Origin of the sequence: uncultured Jannaschia sp. (genome assembly GCF_947494055.1) — a bacterium.
GTDB lineage: Bacteria > Pseudomonadota > Alphaproteobacteria > Rhodobacterales > Rhodobacteraceae > Jannaschia.
Genome location: NZ_CANLTR010000013.1, coordinates 30,120 through 49,019, shown reverse-complemented (window position 1 = coordinate 49,019; position 18,900 = coordinate 30,120). Strand labels below are relative to the sequence as shown.

Here is an 18,900-nt window from a genome sequence, read left to right as displayed (position 1 = left end):
GACCGGGGATTGTCCGTTTCCATCGACCGGCCTTCGCGCGCCTTTGCATGTCTTCGCTGCCTGTGAGGTCACGTCGCGGCGTCGAGGATGTAGCGCGCCACCATCAGGTCGAGATGCGCGCCGCCGCCGTTCTTGAACAGCGTGATTTGGTCCTCCGTCTCCCGCCGCATCGCGTCGCCGTCGTAGAAGTCGGCGCGGATGTCGCCGGGCGCGATCACGCCCCGGGCGAGCGGAATCTTGAGCTCGCCGATATGGTCCATCGTCGTGGCCCGGGCGTCGACGAAGATGTCGGCCCGGCGAAGCGCCGCGTCGTCGGCTTCGCGCATGTCGGGGCGGTAGGCGCCGATCAGGTCGACATGCTGGCCGGGGCGGAGCCAGTCGCCGCGGAGCACAGGCTCGGTCGCCATCGTGGCGCAGGTAACGATGTCGGCCGCCCGCACCGCCGTCTCGAGGTCGGTCGCCGACTCGATCCCGGCTTCCTCCGCGAAGGCCCGCGCCGTCGCCTCGGTGCGCGACCAGGTGGCGAAGGTCGCCTCCGGGAAGGCCGCGGAATAGGCCTGGTGCAGCGAGCGCGCGACGGTGCCGCCGCCGACGATGAGGATGCGGCTCGAGTCCGGCCGGGCGAGCCGCATCGCGCCGAGCAGGCTGTCGCCCGCCGTCTTCCATTTCGTGACCAGCGCGAAATCGAGCATCGCGGCGAGCGTGCCGTCGGTGTCGGAGAAGAGCGAAACCGCGCCGCCGATGGCGGGCCGGCCATGCGCCTTGTTGCCCGGAAAGATCGTCGCCGTCTTGACCAGCGCGCCCAGCCCGTCGATCCACGCCGCCCGCGACAGGAGCGTGTCCGGATCGCGGTAGAGGAACGTGTCGTCGATCTCCGCGCGCGGCAGGTCGTGCCCCGCCGCGATGGCCCGGGCGAGGTCGAGCCAGTCGAGCTTCGCCTCCGCCTCCGGACCGATGAAGGGAATGCTCATGCCGCTTGCTCCTCGTTCAGCAACCCTTCGCCCACCAATCGGCGCGCCCAGCCTTCGGGCCCGTCGAAGAGATGCGTGCGCCATCCCATCGCCTCCGCGGCCGCGATGTTTGCCGCGCGGTCGTCGGTGAAGAGGATCGCGTTGCCGGGCAAACCCAGACGCTCCGTCACCCGTTCGTAGATCGCGGGCGCCGGCTTGATGACCTTCATGTGGCCGGAGACGAAGGTGAGGTCGAACTCGTTCAGGAAGTCGAAGTTCTCCTGCGCCAGCGCAAAACTCTCCACCCCGAAATTGGTCAGCGCGTGCACCTTCACACCGTTGGCGCGGAGCGCGCGGAGCAGGCGGACCGAATGCTCGATCACCGGGGCGGCAAGTTCCAGCCAGCGGTCGTGCCACATCCGGATCGCCTCGGCGTGGTCGGGACAGGCGTCCGCCGTCGCATAGACGACGTCGCGGAACACCTCGCCCTGGTCGATCCGGTCGTTCATGGCGTGCAGGTCGACGGCTGCGAACATCGCGCGGCGCCGGGCCTCGCCGAACTCGCGGTCGTAGAACCGCTCCGGCTGCCACTCGATCAGCACGTTGCCGATGTCGCAGATCACGGCCTCGACGGGGCTGCCGCTCATTCGAGATGTTCCGCGTGGAACGCCATGTGCGCGCCGGCGAAGGTGGCGACGAAGAAGTAGCTGTGATCGTAGCCCTTCTGCAGCCGGACCGTCCCCTCCTTGCGCGCATCGGCCAGCGCGCCTGCGAAGGCCGCCGTGCCGAGCTTGTCGTAGAACTGGTCCGACGTGCCGGTATCCGTCAGGACGGGGATCTCCAGCGCGTCGATGAGCAGCGTCGCGTCATGCGCCGCCGGGTCGCCGGTATAGGCGGTCAGCTGCGGAATGCCCCAATCGCTCGCGCTCGGATTGCAGATCGGCGAGAAGGCGGAGACGGAGCGGTAGCGGCCGGGATGCTTCATTGCCAGCGTCAGCGCGCCGTGGCCGCCCATGCTGTGGCCGGTGATCGCCTGCCGCGTGTCGTCGAGGTCGAAGGAGGCGAACACCGTCTCCGGCAGGTCGGCGGTGATGTAGCGCTCCATCCGGAAGTGCTCGGCCCAGGGACCCTCGGTCGCGTCCACGTAGAAGCCCGCGCCCTGGCCCATGTCGTAGGACTCGTCGTCGGGCACATCCTCGCCGCGCGGCGAGGTGTCGGGGAAGACGAGCGCGACGCCGGCCTCGGCGGCCCAGCCCTGCAGGCCCGCCTTGGTCATCGCGTTCTCGTGCGTGCAGGTCAGACCGGACAGGTACCACAGCACCGCGCCGGTCGCGTATTCCGGCATGAACAGGCCGAAGGTCATGTCCGTGCCGGTCGCGTCGGAGGCGTGCGAATAGACGCCCTGGATGCCGCCGAAGCAGCGGTTCTCGGAAATGGTCTTCATGGGGTCCCCCCGGTGAGCAGGCCGATGATCGTCGAGACGGTGACGACCGACACGGCGGTTGAGACGAGGATCGCCGCGCTCACCCGCTGCGGCGCCACGCCGTAATGCTGCGCCAGCATGTAGACGTTGCCCGCGACCGGCAATGCCGCGGCCGAAATCATCACCGTCGCGGCGAACGGATCGCGCACCGGCAGCAGGACGAGCGCAGCGAGCGCGACCGCGGCCGGGTGCAGGAGGAGCTTGCAGAAGGACAGCCACGCCGCGACCGAGACCCGTTCCGCCGACTTGCCGGCGAGCGAGGCGCCGATCGCGAAGAGCGCGCCGGGCGTGGCCGCAGCCCCGAGCAGCGCGACGAACTCCTCCACCGGGGTCCAGAGATCTCGGCCGGTCGCCGACCAGGCGATGCCCGCCAGGATCGACACGATCATCGGGTTCGTCGCGAGGCCCAGCCCGACGGTGCGCAGCGTCCGCACCGAGACGCGCCCCTCGCGCGAGCCGGTGATGAGGATGACGATGAGCGAGGAGAACACGATGAGGTCCGTGGCCAGCACCATCAGCATCGGCCCCGCCGACGCCGGTCCGAGCAGCAGGACGAACATCGGGATGCCGAGGAAGCCGACATTGCCAATCACCGCGCATTGCGACTCCACGGCGCATTCCGAAACGGAAAGACCCCGGAACAGCCCGGCGGCGGTGGCGATCAGATAGACGATCGTCGTCCCGAGCAGGTAGGCCGCGACGATGCGGAGGTCGAAGATCTCCGCCAGCGTGAGGTTCGCCGCGAAATTGAACAGCATGGCGGACAGCGCGAAGAAGAAGACGAACTTCGTCAGCCACGCCGTCGCCTCCGGGGTGAAGAACCGTGTCCGCCCCGCGCCGTAGCCCAGACCGATCAGGGCGAAGAACGGCACGGTTTTCAGGAAGATCGCGAGCATTGCCGATGGCTAACGGTCGCCGGCGGGGCTGTCCATATTGCCTTGCCATCGCGCGGACCGGACGCTTACATCGCGGTATTCGCGCCGCTCCGGGCCCGCCCGGTCGCGACGCGAACGGGGAGGACGACGCCATCACCGGTGGGCCGCGATCGCTGCGCCATTTGTGCTTTGCCGTCGGGCACGCGAGGGGCAGCGACATGACGCGGGATTATCTGAAGAAGGCGACGATGACGCCCGGGTCCGACGCCGCCGATGTCCGCGAGACCGTGCAGGCGATCCTCGACGAGATCGAGGCGGGCGGCGATGCGGCGGCGCTGGCCTACGCGGCGAAGTTCGACCGCTACGGCGGCAACGTGATCGTGACCCCCGAGGAGACCGGGATGGCCGAGGCGCGGGTGCCGCAGAAGTTGCGGGACGACATCCGCTTCGCGCATGACAACGTCCGCCGCTTCGCCGAGGCGCAGCGGGCCACGCTTCGGGACATGGAGTTCGAGGTCGCGCCGGGCCTCGTGGCCGGACAGAAGGCGATTTCGGTGAGCGCGGCGGGATGCTACGCGCCGGGCGGACGCTACAGCCACGTCGCCAGCGCGATCATGACGGTGACGACGGCGAAGGTCGCGGGTTGCAGCCACGTCACGCTGGCCTCGCCGCCGCGGCCCGGGGCGGGCGTGCACCCCGCCATCGTCTACGCGGCGCAGGTCTGCGGGGCGGACACGATCCTCGCGATGGGCGGCGTGCAGGCGGTCGCGGCGATGACGTTCGGCCTTTTCGGCCTGGCCCCGGCGAGCATTCTCGTCGGCCCCGGCAACCAGTTCGTGGCCGAGGCCAAGCGCATCCTGTTCGGCCGGGTCGGCATCGACATGGTCGCCGGGCCGACCGACAGCCTGATCCTCGCCGACGGGAGCGCCGATCCGCATGTCGTCGCCACCGACCTCGTGAGTCAGGCCGAGCACGGCTACAATTCGCCCGTCTGGCTCGTCACCGACGACCGCGCGCTGGCTAAGGACGTGATGGCCCGCGTGCCGAAGCTGATCGAGGAACTGCCGGAGACGAACCGCGACAACGCCGCCGCCGCCTGGCGCGACTACGCCGAGGTGATCGTCTGCGCCGACCGCGAGGCGATGGCCGCCTGCGCCGACGAATACGCGCCCGAGCATCTGACGGTGCAGGCCGGCGACCTCGACTGGTGGCTCGGCCGGCTCACCTGCTACGGCTCGCTCTTCCTCGGGGAGGAGACGACGGTCTCCTACGGCGACAAGGCGGCGGGGCCGAACCACGTGCTGCCGACGAGCCGGGCGGCGGGCTATACCGGCGGGCTCTCGGTCCACAAGTTCCTGAAGATCGTCACCTGGCAGCGGGCCACGCGCGACGGCGCCCGTCGCGTGGCGGAGGCGACGGCGCGGATCTCGCGGCTCGAGGGGATGGAGGGCCATGCCCGCGCCGCCGACGTGCGGCTGGCCAAATACTTCCCGGGCGAGAACTTCGATCTGTCCGCACATGACTGACCCGCGCGATACGAGCCGCCCGGCGGCGGGGTGCGGGGCATGAAGGCTCTGGTCTACGACGGCGTCGAGACGCTGACCTGGCGCGATGCGCCCGATCCGGAGCCCGGTCCGGGACAGCACCTGATCCGGATCGCCGCTTCGGGCATCTGCGGCTCGGACATGCATGCCTTTCTCGGTCACGACGAACGCCGGCCCGCGCCGGTCATCCTCGGGCACGAGGCGGCGGGCATGATCGAGGGCGGGCCGCGCGACGGCGACCGCGTGACGATCAACCCGCTCGTGTCCTGCGGCACCTGCCGGGCCTGCCGGGCGGGGCGCGACAACCTCTGCCCCGAGCGCCAGATCATCTCCCTGCCGCCGGCGGAGGGCGCCTTCGCGCAATACGTCGCCATGCGTGAGGAGAATCTCGTCACCGTGCCGGACGGCGTCCCCCTCGACCACGCCGCGCTGGCGGAGCCGCTGGCCTGCGGCTGGCACGCGGTCCGGCTGGGCGTGGCGGCGTTGCTGATGCCGCTGTCCGAGGCGCGATGCCACGTCATCGGCGGCGGCGCGATCGGCGTCGGCGCGGCGCTGGCCCTTCGTGCGCAAGGCGCGACCGAGATCACGCTGGGCGAGCCGAACGCGCAGCGACGCGAACGGCTCGCGGGGATCGACGGCTTCGCGACGGTCGAACCGGACGCGGCGGCGAAGGCCGATCTGGTCGTCGACGCGGTGGGCTACGCCGCGACCCGCGCCGCGGCCTCGGCGATCTGCCGGCCCGGCGGGGTGATCCTGCATATCGGGCTGGGCGAGGCCACGGGCGGGTTGGACGTCCGCCGCATGACGCTGCAGGAGATCACGTTCATCGGCACCTACACCTATACGGCGCAGGATTTCCGCGATACGGCGACGACGATCTTCGACGGCCGGCTGGGTCCGCTCGACTGGACCGAACGCCGACCGCTCGCCGAGGGGGCGCAAGCCTTCGCCGACATTCGCGCAGGGGCCGTCGCCGCGCCGAAGATCATACTGGAGCCGTGGTGATCCGCCGCGACCGAGGCCGAGGGGAGAGGGTGGAACCTTGAGTATCAGCAAGCAGATCGTGGACGACTTCGTCGCCAACGACATCGCGTTCGTCACCACGGTGCCGTGCAAGCAGCTCGGCGGCGTGATCGAGGAGGTCGAGGCCCGGCCGGAGATCTATCACATTCCGTCCAACAAGGAGGACGAGGGGATGGGCCTCTGCGCGGGGGCCTACATGGGCGGCAAGCGGCCGGCCATCATCATGCAGAACACCGCCATCGGCGTGACGATCAACACGCTCGTCACCCTGACGCAGTTCTACCGCATGCCGCTGCCGATGCTGATCTCCTTCCGCGGCGAGCTGATGGAGCCCGTGGCCTGCCAGGCGGAGATGGCGATCCACACTAAGCCGCTCCTGCAGCAGCTCGGCATCCCGACCTACCACTTCCACAAGCAAGACGACGTGCGCGAGCTCGACGCGATCCTGAAATACACGTTCATGAGCTCGAAGCCGGTCGCGATCCTGACCGATGCCACGTTCTGGGGAGGCTATTGATGATCCGCTCGGAAATCCTGCGCGAGATCGCGCCGATCCTCCGCGACCAGCTCGTCGTGTGCAACATCGGCCTGCCGAGCCAGGAATTGCACATGATCGACGACCAGCCGACGAACTTCTACATGCTGGGCACGATGGGTCTGGCCTCCTCGATCGGGCTCGGCCTCGCGCTGTCGCAGCCGAAGACGGTGGTTGTGATCGACGGCGACGGCTCGGTGCTGACGAATCTCGGCACGCTGCCGACGATCGCCAACAACGTGGCCGACAACTACATCCTGCTCATCGTCGACAACGGCTCCTACGGGTCGACCGGGGACCAGCCGACCTATGCCGGCAAGAAGACGTCGCTCGCCAAGGTCGCCGAGGCCTGCGGCTGCGAGAACGTCGTCGAGTGCCGGGCGGAGGAGACGGGCGAGGTCCTGCAGAAGGCCATCGACGGCCGGAAGATGACGGTCATCGTCTGCAAGTGCGAGAGCGGCAACGTGAAGGTGCCGGTCATCACCAAGGATCCGGTCGTCATCCGCGACCGCTTCATGCAGGCCGTCGCGAGCTGAGGCCGGTTTCCGTTTCCCCCGCTCCGCGAACGGGCTAGCGTGCTGCGGACGCGTGACGGGGAGAGCGGCATGGGCGAGGCACCGGCCTTCACGATCGGCATCGAGGAGGAATACCTGCTCACCGATGCCGAGACCGGCGATCTGGCCCGCGCGCCGGATTCGTTGATGGCGGCCTGTCGGTCGGCTCTGGGCGATCGGGTCAGCCCGGAATTCCTGCAATGCCAGATCGAGGTCGGCACCGGGATCTGTGACGATATCGGCGCGGCGCGGGCCGATCTCGGGCATCTGCGCCGTACCGTCGCGGAGCTTGCGGGGGAGTACGGCCTCCGTCCCATCGCAGCCTCCTGCCATCCCTTCTCGGACTGGCAGGACCAGAGCCTGACCGAGAAGGCGCGCTATCGGGAACTGGCGCGCGACCTCAGGGTTGTCGCGCGGCGGATGCTGATCTGCGGAATGCATGTCCATGTGGGCGTGGCCGACGAGGCGCTTCGCATCGACCTGTGCAACCAGCTGACCTATTTCCTGCCGCACCTGCTGGCACTGTCCGCATCCTCCCCGTTCTGGAAGGGCGAGGATACCGGGCTCGCCTCCTACCGGATGACGGTGTTCGACAACATGCCGCGCACCGGCCTGCCGCCGCATCTGGAGGGCTGGGCGGATTGGCGACGGTCCGTCGGACTGCTGGCCGATCTGAAGGTGATCGAGGACGGCTCCAAGATCTGGTGGGACCTGCGCCCCTCCGAGAACTTCCCGACGCTGGAGACGCGGATCTGCGACGTCTGTCCTCGGATGGAGGACACGCTGACGCTCGCCGCGACGGTGCAGGCGCTGATGCGGGCGCTCTGGCGGCTCCGGCAGAAGAACCAGAGCTGGCGCCGCTACGACCGGTTCCTCTTGTCGGAGAACCGCTGGCGGGCGCTGCGTTACGGCGCGACGGGGGGGCTGATCGATTTCGGCGCCGGACGCATCGCGCCGCTGTCGGAACTGGTCGAGGACATCATCGACCTGATCGGCGAGGATGCCGAGGTGCTCGGCGCACCGGCCGAAGTCGCGCGCATCCGCGGGCTTGCCGCCGAGGGCAGCAGCGCCGACCATCAGCGCAAGGTCCGGGACCAGGCGATGGCCGGCGGCGCGTCGCAGGCCGAGGCGATGCGCGCGGTCGTGGCCTATCTCGCCGACGAGTTCACCGCCGGCCTCTGATCACCAATGGAAGGCGGGCGCGGCGACGCGGCGGCCGAGCATGAACGCATCCGCGACATGGCGCAGGGGGGCGAGGTCGGCGTCGCTCTCTTCCCGGTCGATCAAGTCGGCGAAACGGGCGTACAGGTTCGGATATTCCCGGTTCTCCCCGACCGGCACGGGCGTCCCGTCAACGGCCATCTCGGCCCCGCCCTTCGACAGGGCGAGCGTGCCGGTCTCCGTGACGATCTCGACGTCCCAGTTCGGCTCGCCCTCCTCCAGCCAGTCGAGCGTCGCCACCGCCTCGAGCCCGTTCGGCCCGGCGAAGGTCAGATCGGCGGCGACGGGGGTGTCGCGGTTCTCGGGGAAGCGCAGTTCGGCCGTTTTCAGATGCAACGGGTGGGGCAGGATCGCCGTCAGCACCGAAAAGCCGTTGATCCCGGGGTCGAAGACGCCGAGACCTCCGGCCTGCCAGATCCAGTCCTGACCGGGGTGCCAGTACCGCACGTCCTCCTTCCACGTCATCGTGACGCGGCGCACCTGCCGGTTCGCGAGCCAGTCGCGGGCGGCGGGCACGGCGGCGGCGGCGCGGGAATGCCAGCTCGCATAGAGGGTCACGCTGCGCGCCCGGGCGAGGTCGATCAGCGCCTCCACCTCGCTTAACGTCGCGCCCGGCGGCTTCTCCAGCATCACGTGCCGGCCGCGTTCGAGCGCCAGGCGGGCGTCGTCGTAGCGGAATTGCGGCGGCATGCAGAGCGAGACGCAGGTGACGTCGTCGCGGGCGTCGAGCAGGCTCGAGAGGTCGCGGTAGGCCTCGATGCCGTCCATTTCCGCGTTCCGGCTCGCCGTGGCGGCGAGGGTGAAGGCGGCGCTGTCGCGCAGGGCCGGGACATGCTCGTTTCGGGCGATCTCGCCGATCCCGACGAGTGCGAGGGCGCGGGGCATGGTCAGGCCTGCTTCCGCTTGTTGTAGACGTCGAAGATCACCGCGGCGAGCAGCACGAGGCCCTTGATGACCTGCTGGTAATCGATGCCGATCCCCATGATCGACATGCCGTTGTTCATCACGCCCATGATGAAGGCCCCGACCACCGCGCCGACGATCTTGCCGACGCCGCCCGACATCGACGCGCCGCCGATGAAGACCGCCGCGATCACGTCGAGCTCCAGCGCAAAGCCTGCCTTCGGCGTCGCGGTGTTGAGGCGCGCCGCGAAGATCAGGCCGGCGAGCGCGGCGAGGAAGCCCATGTTGACGAAGGTCAGGAAGGTCAGCCGCTCGGTCGCGATGCCCGAGAGCTTCGCCGCCTTGGCGTTGCCGCCGAGCGCGTAGACGCGGCGGCCGAGCGTCGTCCGCTCCGTCAGGAAGGCGTAGGCGATCGTCAGGACGCCCATCGTGATGAGCACGTTGGGCAGACCCCGGAACTCGGCGAGCTTCCAGATCAGGAACATCACCGCCCCGGCGACGAGCAGGTTGCGCACCCAGAAGAGTGCTGTCGGCTCGTCCTCGATGCCGTATTCGCGGTTTCGCTGCCGCGTCCTCAGGCCGAGATAGAGGATCGCACCCACGGCAACGGCGCCCACCACCAGCGCGGTGACGTTCGGACGCCCGATGCCGAAGAGATCGGGGACGAAGCCGGTGGAGAGGAGTTGGAACTCGCTCGGAAAGGGGCCGACCGACTGCCCTTCGAGGATCCACAGCGACGCGCCGCGGAAGACCAGCATGCCCGCCAGCGTCACGATGAAGGAGGGGATCGACCAATAGGCCACCCAGTAGCCCTGCGCCGCGCCGATCAGCGTGCCGGCAAGGAGGCAGACAAGCATGGTGACGAAGACGGGGATCTGCATCTGCACGATCATCACCGCGGCGAGCGCGCCGACGAAGCCCATGACCGAGCCCACCGACAGGTCGATGTTGCCGCCGACGATGACGATCAGCATGCCGAGCGCCATGATGATGATGTAGCTGTTCTGCAGCACGAGGTTGGTGATGTTCACCGCCCGCAGAAGCGTGCCGTCGGTCATGATCTGGAAGAACACGATGATCGCGATCAGCGCGAAGAGCAGGCCGTAATCGCGCAGGTGGTGCCCGATATAGGACGTCCAGCCGCGGCCGTGATGCGGCTCGTCGACCTGGGTGGTCGTGTCGTCGGGTTGGGTCGTGGTGTCGGACATGGACATCCCCCTAATGCGTCACGATGAGCGACATGATCCGCTCCTGGCTGGCCTCGTCGGCGGAGAGCTCGCCCACGAACCGCCCTTCGTTCATGACGTAGATGCGGTCGCACATGCCGAGGAGCTCGGGCATCTCGGAGCTGATCATCAGCACGCCCTTGCCCTCCGCCGAGAGCTCGTTGATGATGTTGTAGATCTCGAACTTGGCGCCGACGTCGATGCCGCGCGTCGGCTCGTCGAGGATCAGGACGTCCGGCCCGGCGAACAGCCACTTGGACAGGACGACCTTCTGCTGGTTGCCGCCCGACAGGTTCAGCACCTTCTGGAACACGTGCGGCGTGCGGATGTTCATCGCCTTGCGGTAGCGCTCGGCCACCGCCGTCTCCTCCTGCTCGCTCAGCACGCCGCGCTGCGCGACCCCGGGCAGGTTGGCGAGCGTGACGTTGCGCGCGACGGTATCGTCGAGGATGAGGCCGTATTCCTTGCGGTCCTCGGTGACGTAGGCCAGCCCCGCGTCGATGGCGCGCCGAACGGTGGAGAGGTCGGCGGGCGCGCCGCCGATCCGCGCCTCGCCGGAGATCTTGCGGCCGTGGCTCTCTCCGAAGAGGCTCATGGCGAGCTCGGTGCGGCCGGCGCCCATCAGTCCGGCGATGCCCACGACCTCGCCCCGGCGGATGGAGAACCCGATGTCGCGCACGACGAGGCGATCCGCATCCTCCGGATGGGCGACGGTCCAGTCCGACACCTCCAGCAGGACGTCGCCCGCCCGGCGCTCGCGCGGCGGGTAGCGGTCGGCCATGTCGCGGCCGACCATGTCGCGCACGATCTGGTCCTCGCTGACGTCCGCATGGGCCGCGTCGCGCGTGGCCACGGTCGCGCCGTCGCGCAAGACGGTGATCGTGTCGGCGACGCGGCGCACCTCGTTCAGCTTGTGGCTGATGATGATGGAGGTGACGCCCTGCGCCTTCAGTTCGAGGATCAGGTCGAGCAGGACCTGGCTGTCGGCCTCCGAGAGCGCGGCGGTCGGCTCGTCGAGGATCAGCAGCCGCACCTCCTTGGAGAGCGCCTTGGCGATCTCGACGAGCTGCTGCTTGCCGACGCCGAGCGCGCCGACCCGGGTCTGCGGCGGCTCGCGCAAACCGACCTTGCGCAGAAGCTCCTCCGTGCGCCGGTACGTCCCCTGCCAGTCGATCACGCCGCCTCGCGCCCGTTCGTTGCCGAGGAACAGGTTCTCCGCGATCGACAGGAGCGGGACGAGCGCCAGCTCTTGGTGGATGATGATGATGCCCTTCGCCTCGCTGTCGCGGATGCCGGTGAAGCGAGCGGTCTCCCCGGCATAGACGATCTCGCCGTCGTAGGACCCGTGCGCGTAGACGCCCGAGAGGACCTTCATCAGCGTCGACTTGCCCGCGCCGTTCTCGCCGACGAGGGCGTGGATCTCGCCCTCCTCGACGGCGAAGCTGACGCGGTCGAGCGCCTTGACGCCGGGGAACGTCTTGGTGATCGCGCGCATCTCGAGAAGCGTGGTCATGCAGCGGGTCCTTCGGGCTCCGGGCGCGCCGCGGGGACGCGCCCGGATACGTGCGTCACTGGATTTCGTCGGCGGAGTAATAACCGGTGTCGACCAGACGCTCCTCCCAGTTCGACCCGTCCACCGATTGCGGCTCGAGCAGGTAGGACGGCACGACCTTGACGCCGTTGTCGTAGGTCTCGGTGTCGTTGATCTCCGGCTCGCCGCCTTCCAGCAGCGCCTCGACCATGCCGACGGTCACGCGGGCCAGTTCGCGCGTGTCCTTGTAGACGGTCGAGTATTGCTCCCCCGCGAGGATCGACTTCACCGAGGGGACCTCCGCGTCCTGTCCGGTCACGATCGGCATCGGCGTGTCGCCCGAGCCGTAGCCCACGCCCTTCAGCGAGGACAGGATACCGATGGAAAGGCCGTCGTAGGGTGACAGCACGCCGTGGACCTGATCGTCGGTGTAATGCGCGGAAAGGAGGTTATCCATCCGCGACTGCGCGACGGCGCCGTCCCAGCGGAGCGTGCCGACCGTGTCCATGCCGCTCTGGCCGGACTTGATCTCGATCCGGCCGTCGTCGATCAGCGGCTGCAGCACGCTCATCGCGCCGTCGTAGAAGAAATAGGCGTTGTTGTCGTCGGGCGATCCGCCGAACAGCTCCACGTTCCAGGTCTCGACGTCCGGGAAGCGCTCCTCCAGCCCGTCGACCAGCGAGTTGGCCTGCAGCACGCCGACCTGGAAGTTGTCGAAGGTCGCATAGTAGTCCACGTCGCCGGAATCGCGGATCAGGCGGTCGTAGGCGATGACGGGGATGTCGAGCGCGGCGGCATTGGCGAGCGCGTTCGACAGCGTCGTGCCGTCGATCGCGGCGATCACGAGGGCGTCGACCTCCTTGGTGATCATGTTCTCGATCTGCGCGAGCTGGTTCGGGATGTCGTCCTCGGCGTATTGCAGGTCGGTCTCGTAGCCGGCCGCCTCGAACTGCTCGACCATCGACTCGCCGTCGGAAATCCACCGTGCGGAGGACTTGGTGGGCATCGCGATCCCGATTGTCCCCTTGTCCTGCGCCAGGGCAGGTGCGGCCAGCCCGAGCGTCACCGCGAGGGCCGTGAGGCCCCGTATCATCGTCTTCATGTCTTCCTCCCTTGAGGCCGGACTTGGCCACCGGCCTTCGATTCCAGTCCGCGCAGTCCATGACGGTCCTGCGCCCGCGCCGGAGTTTGATCCGACGGGCCCGGTAGCGCAAACGAAAACTCGGACACTGCGCCTACGTCAGGTCCCCGGTCGGGGACGCGTCGGGCGTCGACGTTCCGTCATCCCGCCACGCGCCCCCCGCCTTGGCGAAGCGCACGGTCCGGGTCGGCGCGAAGTCCGTCTCCTCCGTCTCGGCAGTCCATTGCTCCACCGCGACGCGCGGTCCGTCGATCGTCAGGAGGTTGAAATCGTTGGGCTCTCCCCGCACCCGCGTCGACAGGCCGGTGCCCGCCTGCACGAAAAGGACACCGGCCTCGTCGGCGAAGGGCCGGGCATGCCAGGTGTGCAAATGCCCCGACAGCACGATGTCGGCGCCGCAATCGCCCATCCGCTCCAGCGCGCCGCGCGCACCGCGCATAAGCCGCTTCTCGACGGTCGGGGAATGCTCCAGCGGATGGTGCAGCATGGCGATATGCATCCGCCGGCCCGCATGCCCCTCGAAGGCGCGGCAGACCCGGCGGATCGTGCGCCGCCCGATCCGGCCACGCTGCCACGACCAGTTGTTGACGGTGTTGACCCCGACGATGGCCACTTCGTCGTCCTCCCAGCTCGGCTCGAGCTCGGGGTGGATGTAGTGTCGGTAGCGGTCCCACGGTCGCAGGAAGCGAACGAATAGGTTGTCGAGCGGGGTGTCGTGGTTGCCCGGCACGGCGAGCCACGGCACCGCGAGTTGCGACAGGAAGGCCCGCGCGGCGCGGTACTGCCCCAACCGTGCGCGCTGCGTGAAGTCGCCGGAGACGGCGACGAGATCGGGCGCGAGCCGGTTGATCGTGGCGATGAGCGGTCGCAGAAGCTCCGGCCGGTCGCGCCCGAAATGCAGGTCCGAGATATGCAGGACCCGCCGCATCAGCTGCGGTTCGGCGCGATCACGGTGAGCGCGTCCTTCAGGACCTCGAAGTGGAACGGCGAGTCCATCCGTTCCCGTTCCCCGTCGCGGGCCACGAGGCGGCGGCGGTGCGTGGTCTCGATGTCGATCGTCTCGCCGGTGTAGTACTCGAAGTCGCGCCCCCGCCGCATCGACCGCCAGGCCAGCCGCACGGCGAAGCGGAACAGGCCGAAGCGCGAACTGTCGGGCGCGAGGAACAGAGCGTGCCGACCGGCGCGCACGTCCTCGACACCGTCGAGCTGGAACTGCTCGAGCTGGAAGTCGCTGCGGGCGACGAAGGCAAGCGGGGTCTTCTTGCGGACCTGCCGCCCGTCAATGGACACGCGCATCGTCAAAGGCCGGTGGAAGCGGAAGAAGGTGACGATGACGGACCAGTGCGCCGCGACCCGTGACCGGCCCCACCGGCGATAGGTGCCCTCGCGCTGGGCGAGGATCGCCGGATAGATCCCGAGGCTCGCATTGTTGAGGAAGATGCGGCCGTTCACAGCCCCGAGGCTCACCGTCCGGGTGGGCCCCTCGGCGAGCAGGTCGATCCCCGCCTCGATGTCCTCCGGCAGATCCAGCCCGCGGGCGAAGAAGTTGAACGTCCCCATCGGCAGCACGCCGAGGATGCGCTGATGCTGGTGGGCCGCCGCCGCGACGGCGGAGATCGTGCCGTCGCCGCCGGCCGCGACGATCGTCCGGTAGCCGGCGCTCGCGATCCGGTCGATCTCGGCGGCGAAATCGGCCTTCTTGCCGATGACGCGAAGATCGAACCGCCCGGGATGCCGATCCGTTGCCGCCTGGATGCGGTCGCGCACCGCAGCGTCCCGCTTCCCGGCCTTGGCGTTCAGAATAATGCAGATATCCGGCTCCATACGCGGGCGACCCTGTCTCGGCTGATGGCGCTGTCGCGCGGTGGTTGGCACGGCAGGAACGCGCGAACGGGCGTCGCGGTTCAGAGATGGCGCCGCCGTTGCCTTAGCGTCAACGCAGAATGTTCGCATGACGCCTTGGCAGCGCTGCCGAACCGCGGTTAGGGTCGATGACGGGAACGTGAAAGCAGTTGCAAGGGGGGGACGTGGCGCAGGATCGTAACTTGTCTCGGATTATGTGCCGCGGTGTTTGTCTTATAGCGTTCGTCCTCGGTGTCGGAACGCCGGCGGGCGCGCAGCAGCCGGAGGCGGCTTTGCCCGCCGGAGAAGCGAGCGCTGTGGACGGCGCTCCCGCCCCGGACACTGACCTCGTACCCGAGGCCGAGGCGGCACCGGACGCCGAGCCCATGACCTCAGAAGAGACTTCAATTGAGGAGCCGATGCTGCGCCAGACGCGCGAAGCGATCCGTTCGCAGGTCGAGGCGCTGCAATCCGCGCTCTCGAGCCTGTCCGAGGAGCGTGCCGCGGTGGAGTCGGCGCGCGATACGGCTCGGGCCGAGGCGGAGGAGGCCGAAACGGCCCGGGACGAGCTGGAAGCGCTGATTGCCGACATGGAGGCGCAGCGTGACGCAATGACGGAAGCGCGCGCCGCGGCGGAAGCGGCGCGGGATACGGCCCGCGCCGAGGCGGAGGAGGCTGAAGCGGCTCGGGACGAACTGGACGCGCTGATCGCCGACATGGAGGCCCAGCGTGACGCGGCCGAAGCGGCACGCGATGCGGCCCGGGCCGAGGCGGAGGAGGCCGAGGCAGCGCGCGACCGAGTTGCCGCAACGATCTCCGAACTCGAGGCAGAGCGCGACACGATGGCAGCCGAACTGTCCGAGGAGCGCGCCGCGGCGGAGGCGGCACGCGACACGGCGCGGTCCGAGATCGCGGCCGCCGAGACGGAGCGGGACCGGCTCGTCGAGGAGGTCGCGGAAATGGAGAGCAGGCGCGACACCCTGACTGCCGATATCGGTGCGGCCGTTGTCAGCGCGCGACGGGATCTCGACTCCCTGTCGCGTCAGCAGGCGGAGGTTCAGACGGAGATGGAGGCGACGCAGGCCGAGCAGGCCGCGGCGCGGGCCGAGCTCGAACAGCTGACGACCCGACAGGCGGAGGCGCGGGGCGAGCTCGATACGCTTCTGTCGCAGGTCGTCGCCGCGCAGGCGGCCCAAGCCACGGCGGGGGAGCTGACGGAGGATGCGGAAGCAGCGCGTGACGAGATGGCGACGGCCCGCGACGCCGCGGCGAGCGAACTCGACGCCCTGCGCGACGCGCTCGGGACCCTGCGCGCGGATCGTGACGCAATTCAGGCCGAACTGAACGAATTGCGCGCCGCGCAGGAGGCGGATGTAGCCGAAGCGGCGATCGCGGCGGAACTGCCGCGGCGGGAAACGGCGCCGCCCGTGGGTGAGATCGCCCGGGCGATCCGTATGGCGCCGGGGCTCGACACGGCGACGGCGAACGAGCGGTCCGAGCTGCAGGCGGTGCTGGCGGACCGGGTCTGTACCTACGAGGCACTCGCCGAGGTCTTCGGCACGGTGAACCGGCAGACGCTCGTCTCGCTGGTGCGCGATCTGGGACGCTGCTGAGGCGTTCGATACGACGAGAGGGAGACGAACATGACGAAGCTCGGACGGATCGCAGCGCTGGTGGTCCTCCTTCTGACCGGAACGGCGCCCGCCATGGCGCAGGATCTCGCGAAGAACATCCTGACCGGCGGGCCGACCGGCACCTACATCCAGATCGGGCGCGACATCGCCGGCCTGATGGAGACCTGCGGCCAGACGCTCACCGTCCGCGAGAGCGCGGGCTCGCTCGAGAACTTCCTCGGCGTGCGAAACCGCCCCGCCACGCAGTTCGGCATCGTCCAGAGCGACGTGCTGGAATACCTGCAGACCTATTCCGCCGACGATCCGGACATCGCCAGGGCCGTCGCCGGCGTGCGTATCGCCTTCCCGCTATACAACGAGGAAGTGCACATTCTCGCCTCTCGGGACATCGAGGGCCTGTCCGACCTCGCGGGCAAGCGGGTCGCGATCGGGGTCGCCGACAGCGGCACCTTCCTGACCGCCTCCCTCATCCTCGACCTGACGGGGACGGAGCCGGGCGAGACGCTGACGATCGGACCCGACGAGTCGATGGCGCAGCTTCTCGACGGTCAGATCGACGCGTTCTTCTACGTCGCCGGGGCACCGACAGCCCTGTTCGAGGAGGCCGGGATCGACGCCGAGCGGTTCCACCTGCTGCCGATTTCGGACGAGGTCCTGCAGGCCGTCTACACGCCGGCGGAGATCCCCGCGGGCACCTACGCGTTTCAAGACGGGCCGCTGGACGTCGTCGCAGTCAAGGCGGTCCTGATGACCTACGAATACGTCCCGACGCGCAACACCTACCACCGGGCAAGCTGCCAGGCGGTGTCGGACGTGTCCAACCTGATCCTGACGCAGTTCGAGACGCTTCGGGGCGAGGGACACCCGAAATGGCAGAAGGTCGATCTGAACGACCTGCCGCCGGGCTGGGAGATCGCGTCCTGCGTCAATGCCGGCCTCGCGGCCGATTACGTGCCGAACTGCCCGAACGTCTCACCGCCGATGGAACAGAACGTCACGAACTCGGTCTACCGCGAGCGGATCTGCGCGGCGATCGGCTGCTGACCGGCCGGCGGGCAGCGGCCGGAAATCGGGGCAGATCTCGCGAAACGGGCGAGATTGGACCGGCAGGTCGCCCTGACGCGGCACCGCCCCGTGGGCGGCACCTGCCGCAGTTCGGGCCAATCAGTCCTGCGGCTCGAACGACCAAAGGGTCGTTGCGACGATCCGCGGGTTCTCGGGCTTGTACCAAGGCATGTCCATGATCCGCGATGTGGTGACGTAGATCACGCCGTCCGGTCCCTTGCTGAACGTGTCCGGCCAACGGAGGCGGTCGTCCTGCAGGACGAGGCTGACCTTCCCGTCCGCCCAACGCCGGATGGCGTCGTCCTCGATATTCGAGAGGTAGATGCGACCCGCACCGTCCATTCAGAGCCCATCGGTGACGCCGACCTCGCCGCGGTCGAGCACTGCCGCCGCGACCTCGTCCACGAAGCGGCTCGGGACGTCCAGCATTTCAGTCGCGATCGAGTAAAGCGTCGTGCCGGTCAGCGGCTTCCAGAACAGCGTCTCCCCGTCCTGCGACAGCGCGATGCCGTCGGCCGCAAAGGCGGCGCCGCGATTGTCGGGCCGGCGGACGGGCTCGTCCGCATGGGTGACGGTTACGTCCGGATCGACGGCGACCGAGAAATGATCCTCGAGGACGCGCCGCCCCGTCCCGGTTTCGAGGTCGACGACGATCAGCGCGTCGGCGGGGCCGGAATCGGTGATGTAGGCGTGCCCGCCATCCGGGCTGAAGCGCACGTCGTTGAGATAGCTGCCCTGCGGCGCGACGTCGGGGCCGAAGGCGATGACGCGGACGACCTCGTCGCTTGCGAGGTCGATCTGCACGAGTTTCGGGCCGTTCTCGACGATGAAGCCAGTGGCGGGCGCGGCAGGGTCGAGGACCCAGAGGCTGCCGTCGCCATCCGCGACGACGCTCTGCACGTTGACGAAGTGGTCCGCGGCAGAAACCTCGGCGCTCTCGAGATTGCTCCAGCCGTTCCATTCCGCGTTCGGATAGGGCTGCCGCACGCCGTCGACGAGCTCGACCACCGAGGTGTCCACGTCCTCGGTCCAGCGCGGGAAGTTCACGAAGATGCGCCCGTCCGCGCTGACGGTGACGCCGGTCACCTGATGATCGAAACGCGCCACCTCGGTCAGCTCGGGCTGCGCCGCCTCGGCCTGGGCCTGCGCGGACGCCATCGGGGCGGTGCCGAGGCAGAGAAGGATAGCGAAAACGCCTTCGGGGCGCGGGATGATCGTCATGTCACGTCTCCTGATTGCGCGGGGCCAGCCGGCACGGGAGAGACAGGTCCTCCCCGTGGACAGGAAGGCGACTTAATTCGGCCAAACGTTTGCGTGTCCTCACGGCCCCGACGGGTCGGAACATGAAGTCCCGGACCCACGCCGGTGTTCCA

General features: G+C 68.8%; 19 protein-coding genes. 7 read left to right on the top strand and 12 right to left on the bottom strand.

The window, feature by feature from the left end:
- Positions 1–68: 68 nt before the first annotated feature.
- Genes Q1A87_RS12765 through Q1A87_RS12750 form a run of 4 tightly spaced genes read right to left on the bottom strand, consistent with a single transcriptional unit; the run spans position 69 to position 3,329 of the window.
- Entirely contained in the window at positions 69–971 is a 903-nt protein-coding gene (locus Q1A87_RS12765) for an NAD(P)-binding domain-containing protein (RefSeq protein WP_299651918.1), read from the bottom strand.
- On the bottom strand, positions 968–1,597 hold the full coding sequence (locus Q1A87_RS12760; protein ID WP_299651916.1) for an HAD-IA family hydrolase: 630 nt from the start codon (positions 1,595–1,597) through the stop codon (positions 968–970). Before Q1A87_RS12760 ends, Q1A87_RS12765 begins: the two co-directional genes overlap by 4 nt.
- Positions 1,594–2,394, bottom strand: a complete 801-nt coding sequence (fghA, locus tag Q1A87_RS12755) for an S-formylglutathione hydrolase (RefSeq protein ID WP_299651914.1) — start codon at positions 2,392–2,394, stop codon at positions 1,594–1,596. Before fghA ends, Q1A87_RS12760 begins: the two co-directional genes overlap by 4 nt.
- A complete protein-coding gene (locus Q1A87_RS12750) occupies positions 2,391–3,329 on the bottom strand; it encodes an AEC family transporter (protein ID WP_299651912.1) in 939 nt (312 codons plus the stop codon). Before Q1A87_RS12750 ends, fghA begins: the two co-directional genes overlap by 4 nt.
- 197 nt (positions 3,330–3,526) lie before the next feature.
- Between Q1A87_RS12750 and hisD the strand changes: the two genes are divergently transcribed.
- From hisD to Q1A87_RS12725, 5 genes are all read left to right on the top strand, one after another.
- On the top strand, positions 3,527–4,834 hold the full coding sequence (gene hisD, locus Q1A87_RS12745) for a histidinol dehydrogenase (protein WP_299651910.1): 1,308 nt from the start codon (positions 3,527–3,529) through the stop codon (positions 4,832–4,834).
- A gap of 39 nt (positions 4,835–4,873) precedes the next feature.
- A complete protein-coding gene (locus Q1A87_RS12740) occupies positions 4,874–5,857 on the top strand; it encodes an alcohol dehydrogenase catalytic domain-containing protein (RefSeq protein WP_299651908.1) in 984 nt (327 codons plus the stop codon).
- 37 nt (positions 5,858–5,894) lie between these two features.
- Positions 5,895–6,392, top strand: coding sequence for a sulfopyruvate decarboxylase subunit alpha (locus tag Q1A87_RS12735; protein WP_299651906.1), 498 nt, complete (start codon positions 5,895–5,897; stop codon positions 6,390–6,392).
- Complete coding sequence (comE, locus tag Q1A87_RS12730) at positions 6,392–6,946, top strand: sulfopyruvate decarboxylase subunit beta (RefSeq protein WP_299651904.1); 555 nt, start codon at positions 6,392–6,394, stop codon at positions 6,944–6,946. Before Q1A87_RS12735 ends, comE begins: the two co-directional genes overlap by 1 nt.
- 69 nt (positions 6,947–7,015) lie before the next feature.
- Positions 7,016–8,146, top strand: coding sequence for a carboxylate-amine ligase (locus Q1A87_RS12725; RefSeq protein WP_299651902.1), 1,131 nt, complete (start codon positions 7,016–7,018; stop codon positions 8,144–8,146).
- Here the strand turns inward: Q1A87_RS12725 and Q1A87_RS12720 are convergent, their stop codons facing one another.
- The 6 genes from Q1A87_RS12720 to Q1A87_RS12695 form a co-directional block, all read right to left on the bottom strand.
- Entirely contained in the window at positions 8,147–9,070 is a 924-nt protein-coding gene (locus Q1A87_RS12720) for a Gfo/Idh/MocA family oxidoreductase (protein ID WP_299651900.1), read from the bottom strand. It lies immediately after the preceding gene.
- Positions 9,071–9,072: 2 nt separating this feature from the next.
- Complete coding sequence (gene mmsB, locus Q1A87_RS12715; protein ID WP_299651898.1) at positions 9,073–10,296, bottom strand: multiple monosaccharide ABC transporter permease; 1,224 nt, start codon at positions 10,294–10,296, stop codon at positions 9,073–9,075.
- A 10-nt stretch (positions 10,297–10,306) separates the two neighbouring features.
- A complete protein-coding gene (gene mmsA / locus Q1A87_RS12710) occupies positions 10,307–11,827 on the bottom strand; it encodes a multiple monosaccharide ABC transporter ATP-binding protein (protein ID WP_299651896.1) in 1,521 nt (506 codons plus the stop codon).
- A 55-nt stretch (positions 11,828–11,882) separates the two neighbouring features.
- Entirely contained in the window at positions 11,883–12,947 is a 1,065-nt protein-coding gene (chvE, locus tag Q1A87_RS12705; RefSeq protein WP_299651894.1) for a multiple monosaccharide ABC transporter substrate-binding protein, read from the bottom strand.
- Positions 12,948–13,080: 133 nt separating this feature from the next.
- On the bottom strand, positions 13,081–13,914 hold the full coding sequence (locus Q1A87_RS12700) for a metallophosphoesterase family protein (RefSeq protein WP_299651892.1): 834 nt from the start codon (positions 13,912–13,914) through the stop codon (positions 13,081–13,083).
- Complete coding sequence (locus tag Q1A87_RS12695; protein ID WP_299651891.1) at positions 13,914–14,810, bottom strand: diacylglycerol kinase family protein; 897 nt, start codon at positions 14,808–14,810, stop codon at positions 13,914–13,916. Before Q1A87_RS12695 ends, Q1A87_RS12700 begins: the two co-directional genes overlap by 1 nt.
- A 404-nt stretch (positions 14,811–15,214) precedes the next feature.
- Here Q1A87_RS12695 and Q1A87_RS12690 point away from each other — a divergent pair, with 404 nt between their 5' ends.
- Both Q1A87_RS12690 and Q1A87_RS12685 read left to right on the top strand, forming a co-directional pair.
- Positions 15,215–16,441: a hypothetical protein gene (locus Q1A87_RS12690; protein ID WP_299651890.1), complete on the top strand. Its 1,227-nt coding sequence runs from the start codon at positions 15,215–15,217 to the stop codon at positions 16,439–16,441.
- Positions 16,442–16,471: 30 nt separating this feature from the next.
- Entirely contained in the window at positions 16,472–17,506 is a 1,035-nt protein-coding gene (locus Q1A87_RS12685) for a TAXI family TRAP transporter solute-binding subunit (protein WP_299651888.1), read from the top strand.
- 120 nt (positions 17,507–17,626) lie between these two features.
- On the opposite strand, the gene Q1A87_RS12680 is transcribed toward Q1A87_RS12685, so the two are convergent.
- Positions 17,627–17,869: a hypothetical protein gene (locus Q1A87_RS12680; RefSeq protein WP_299651886.1), complete on the bottom strand. Its 243-nt coding sequence runs from the start codon at positions 17,867–17,869 to the stop codon at positions 17,627–17,629.
- On the bottom strand, positions 17,870–18,748 hold the full coding sequence (locus Q1A87_RS12675; protein ID WP_299651884.1) for an L-dopachrome tautomerase-related protein: 879 nt from the start codon (positions 18,746–18,748) through the stop codon (positions 17,870–17,872).
- Positions 18,749–18,900: the final 152 nt, after the last annotated feature.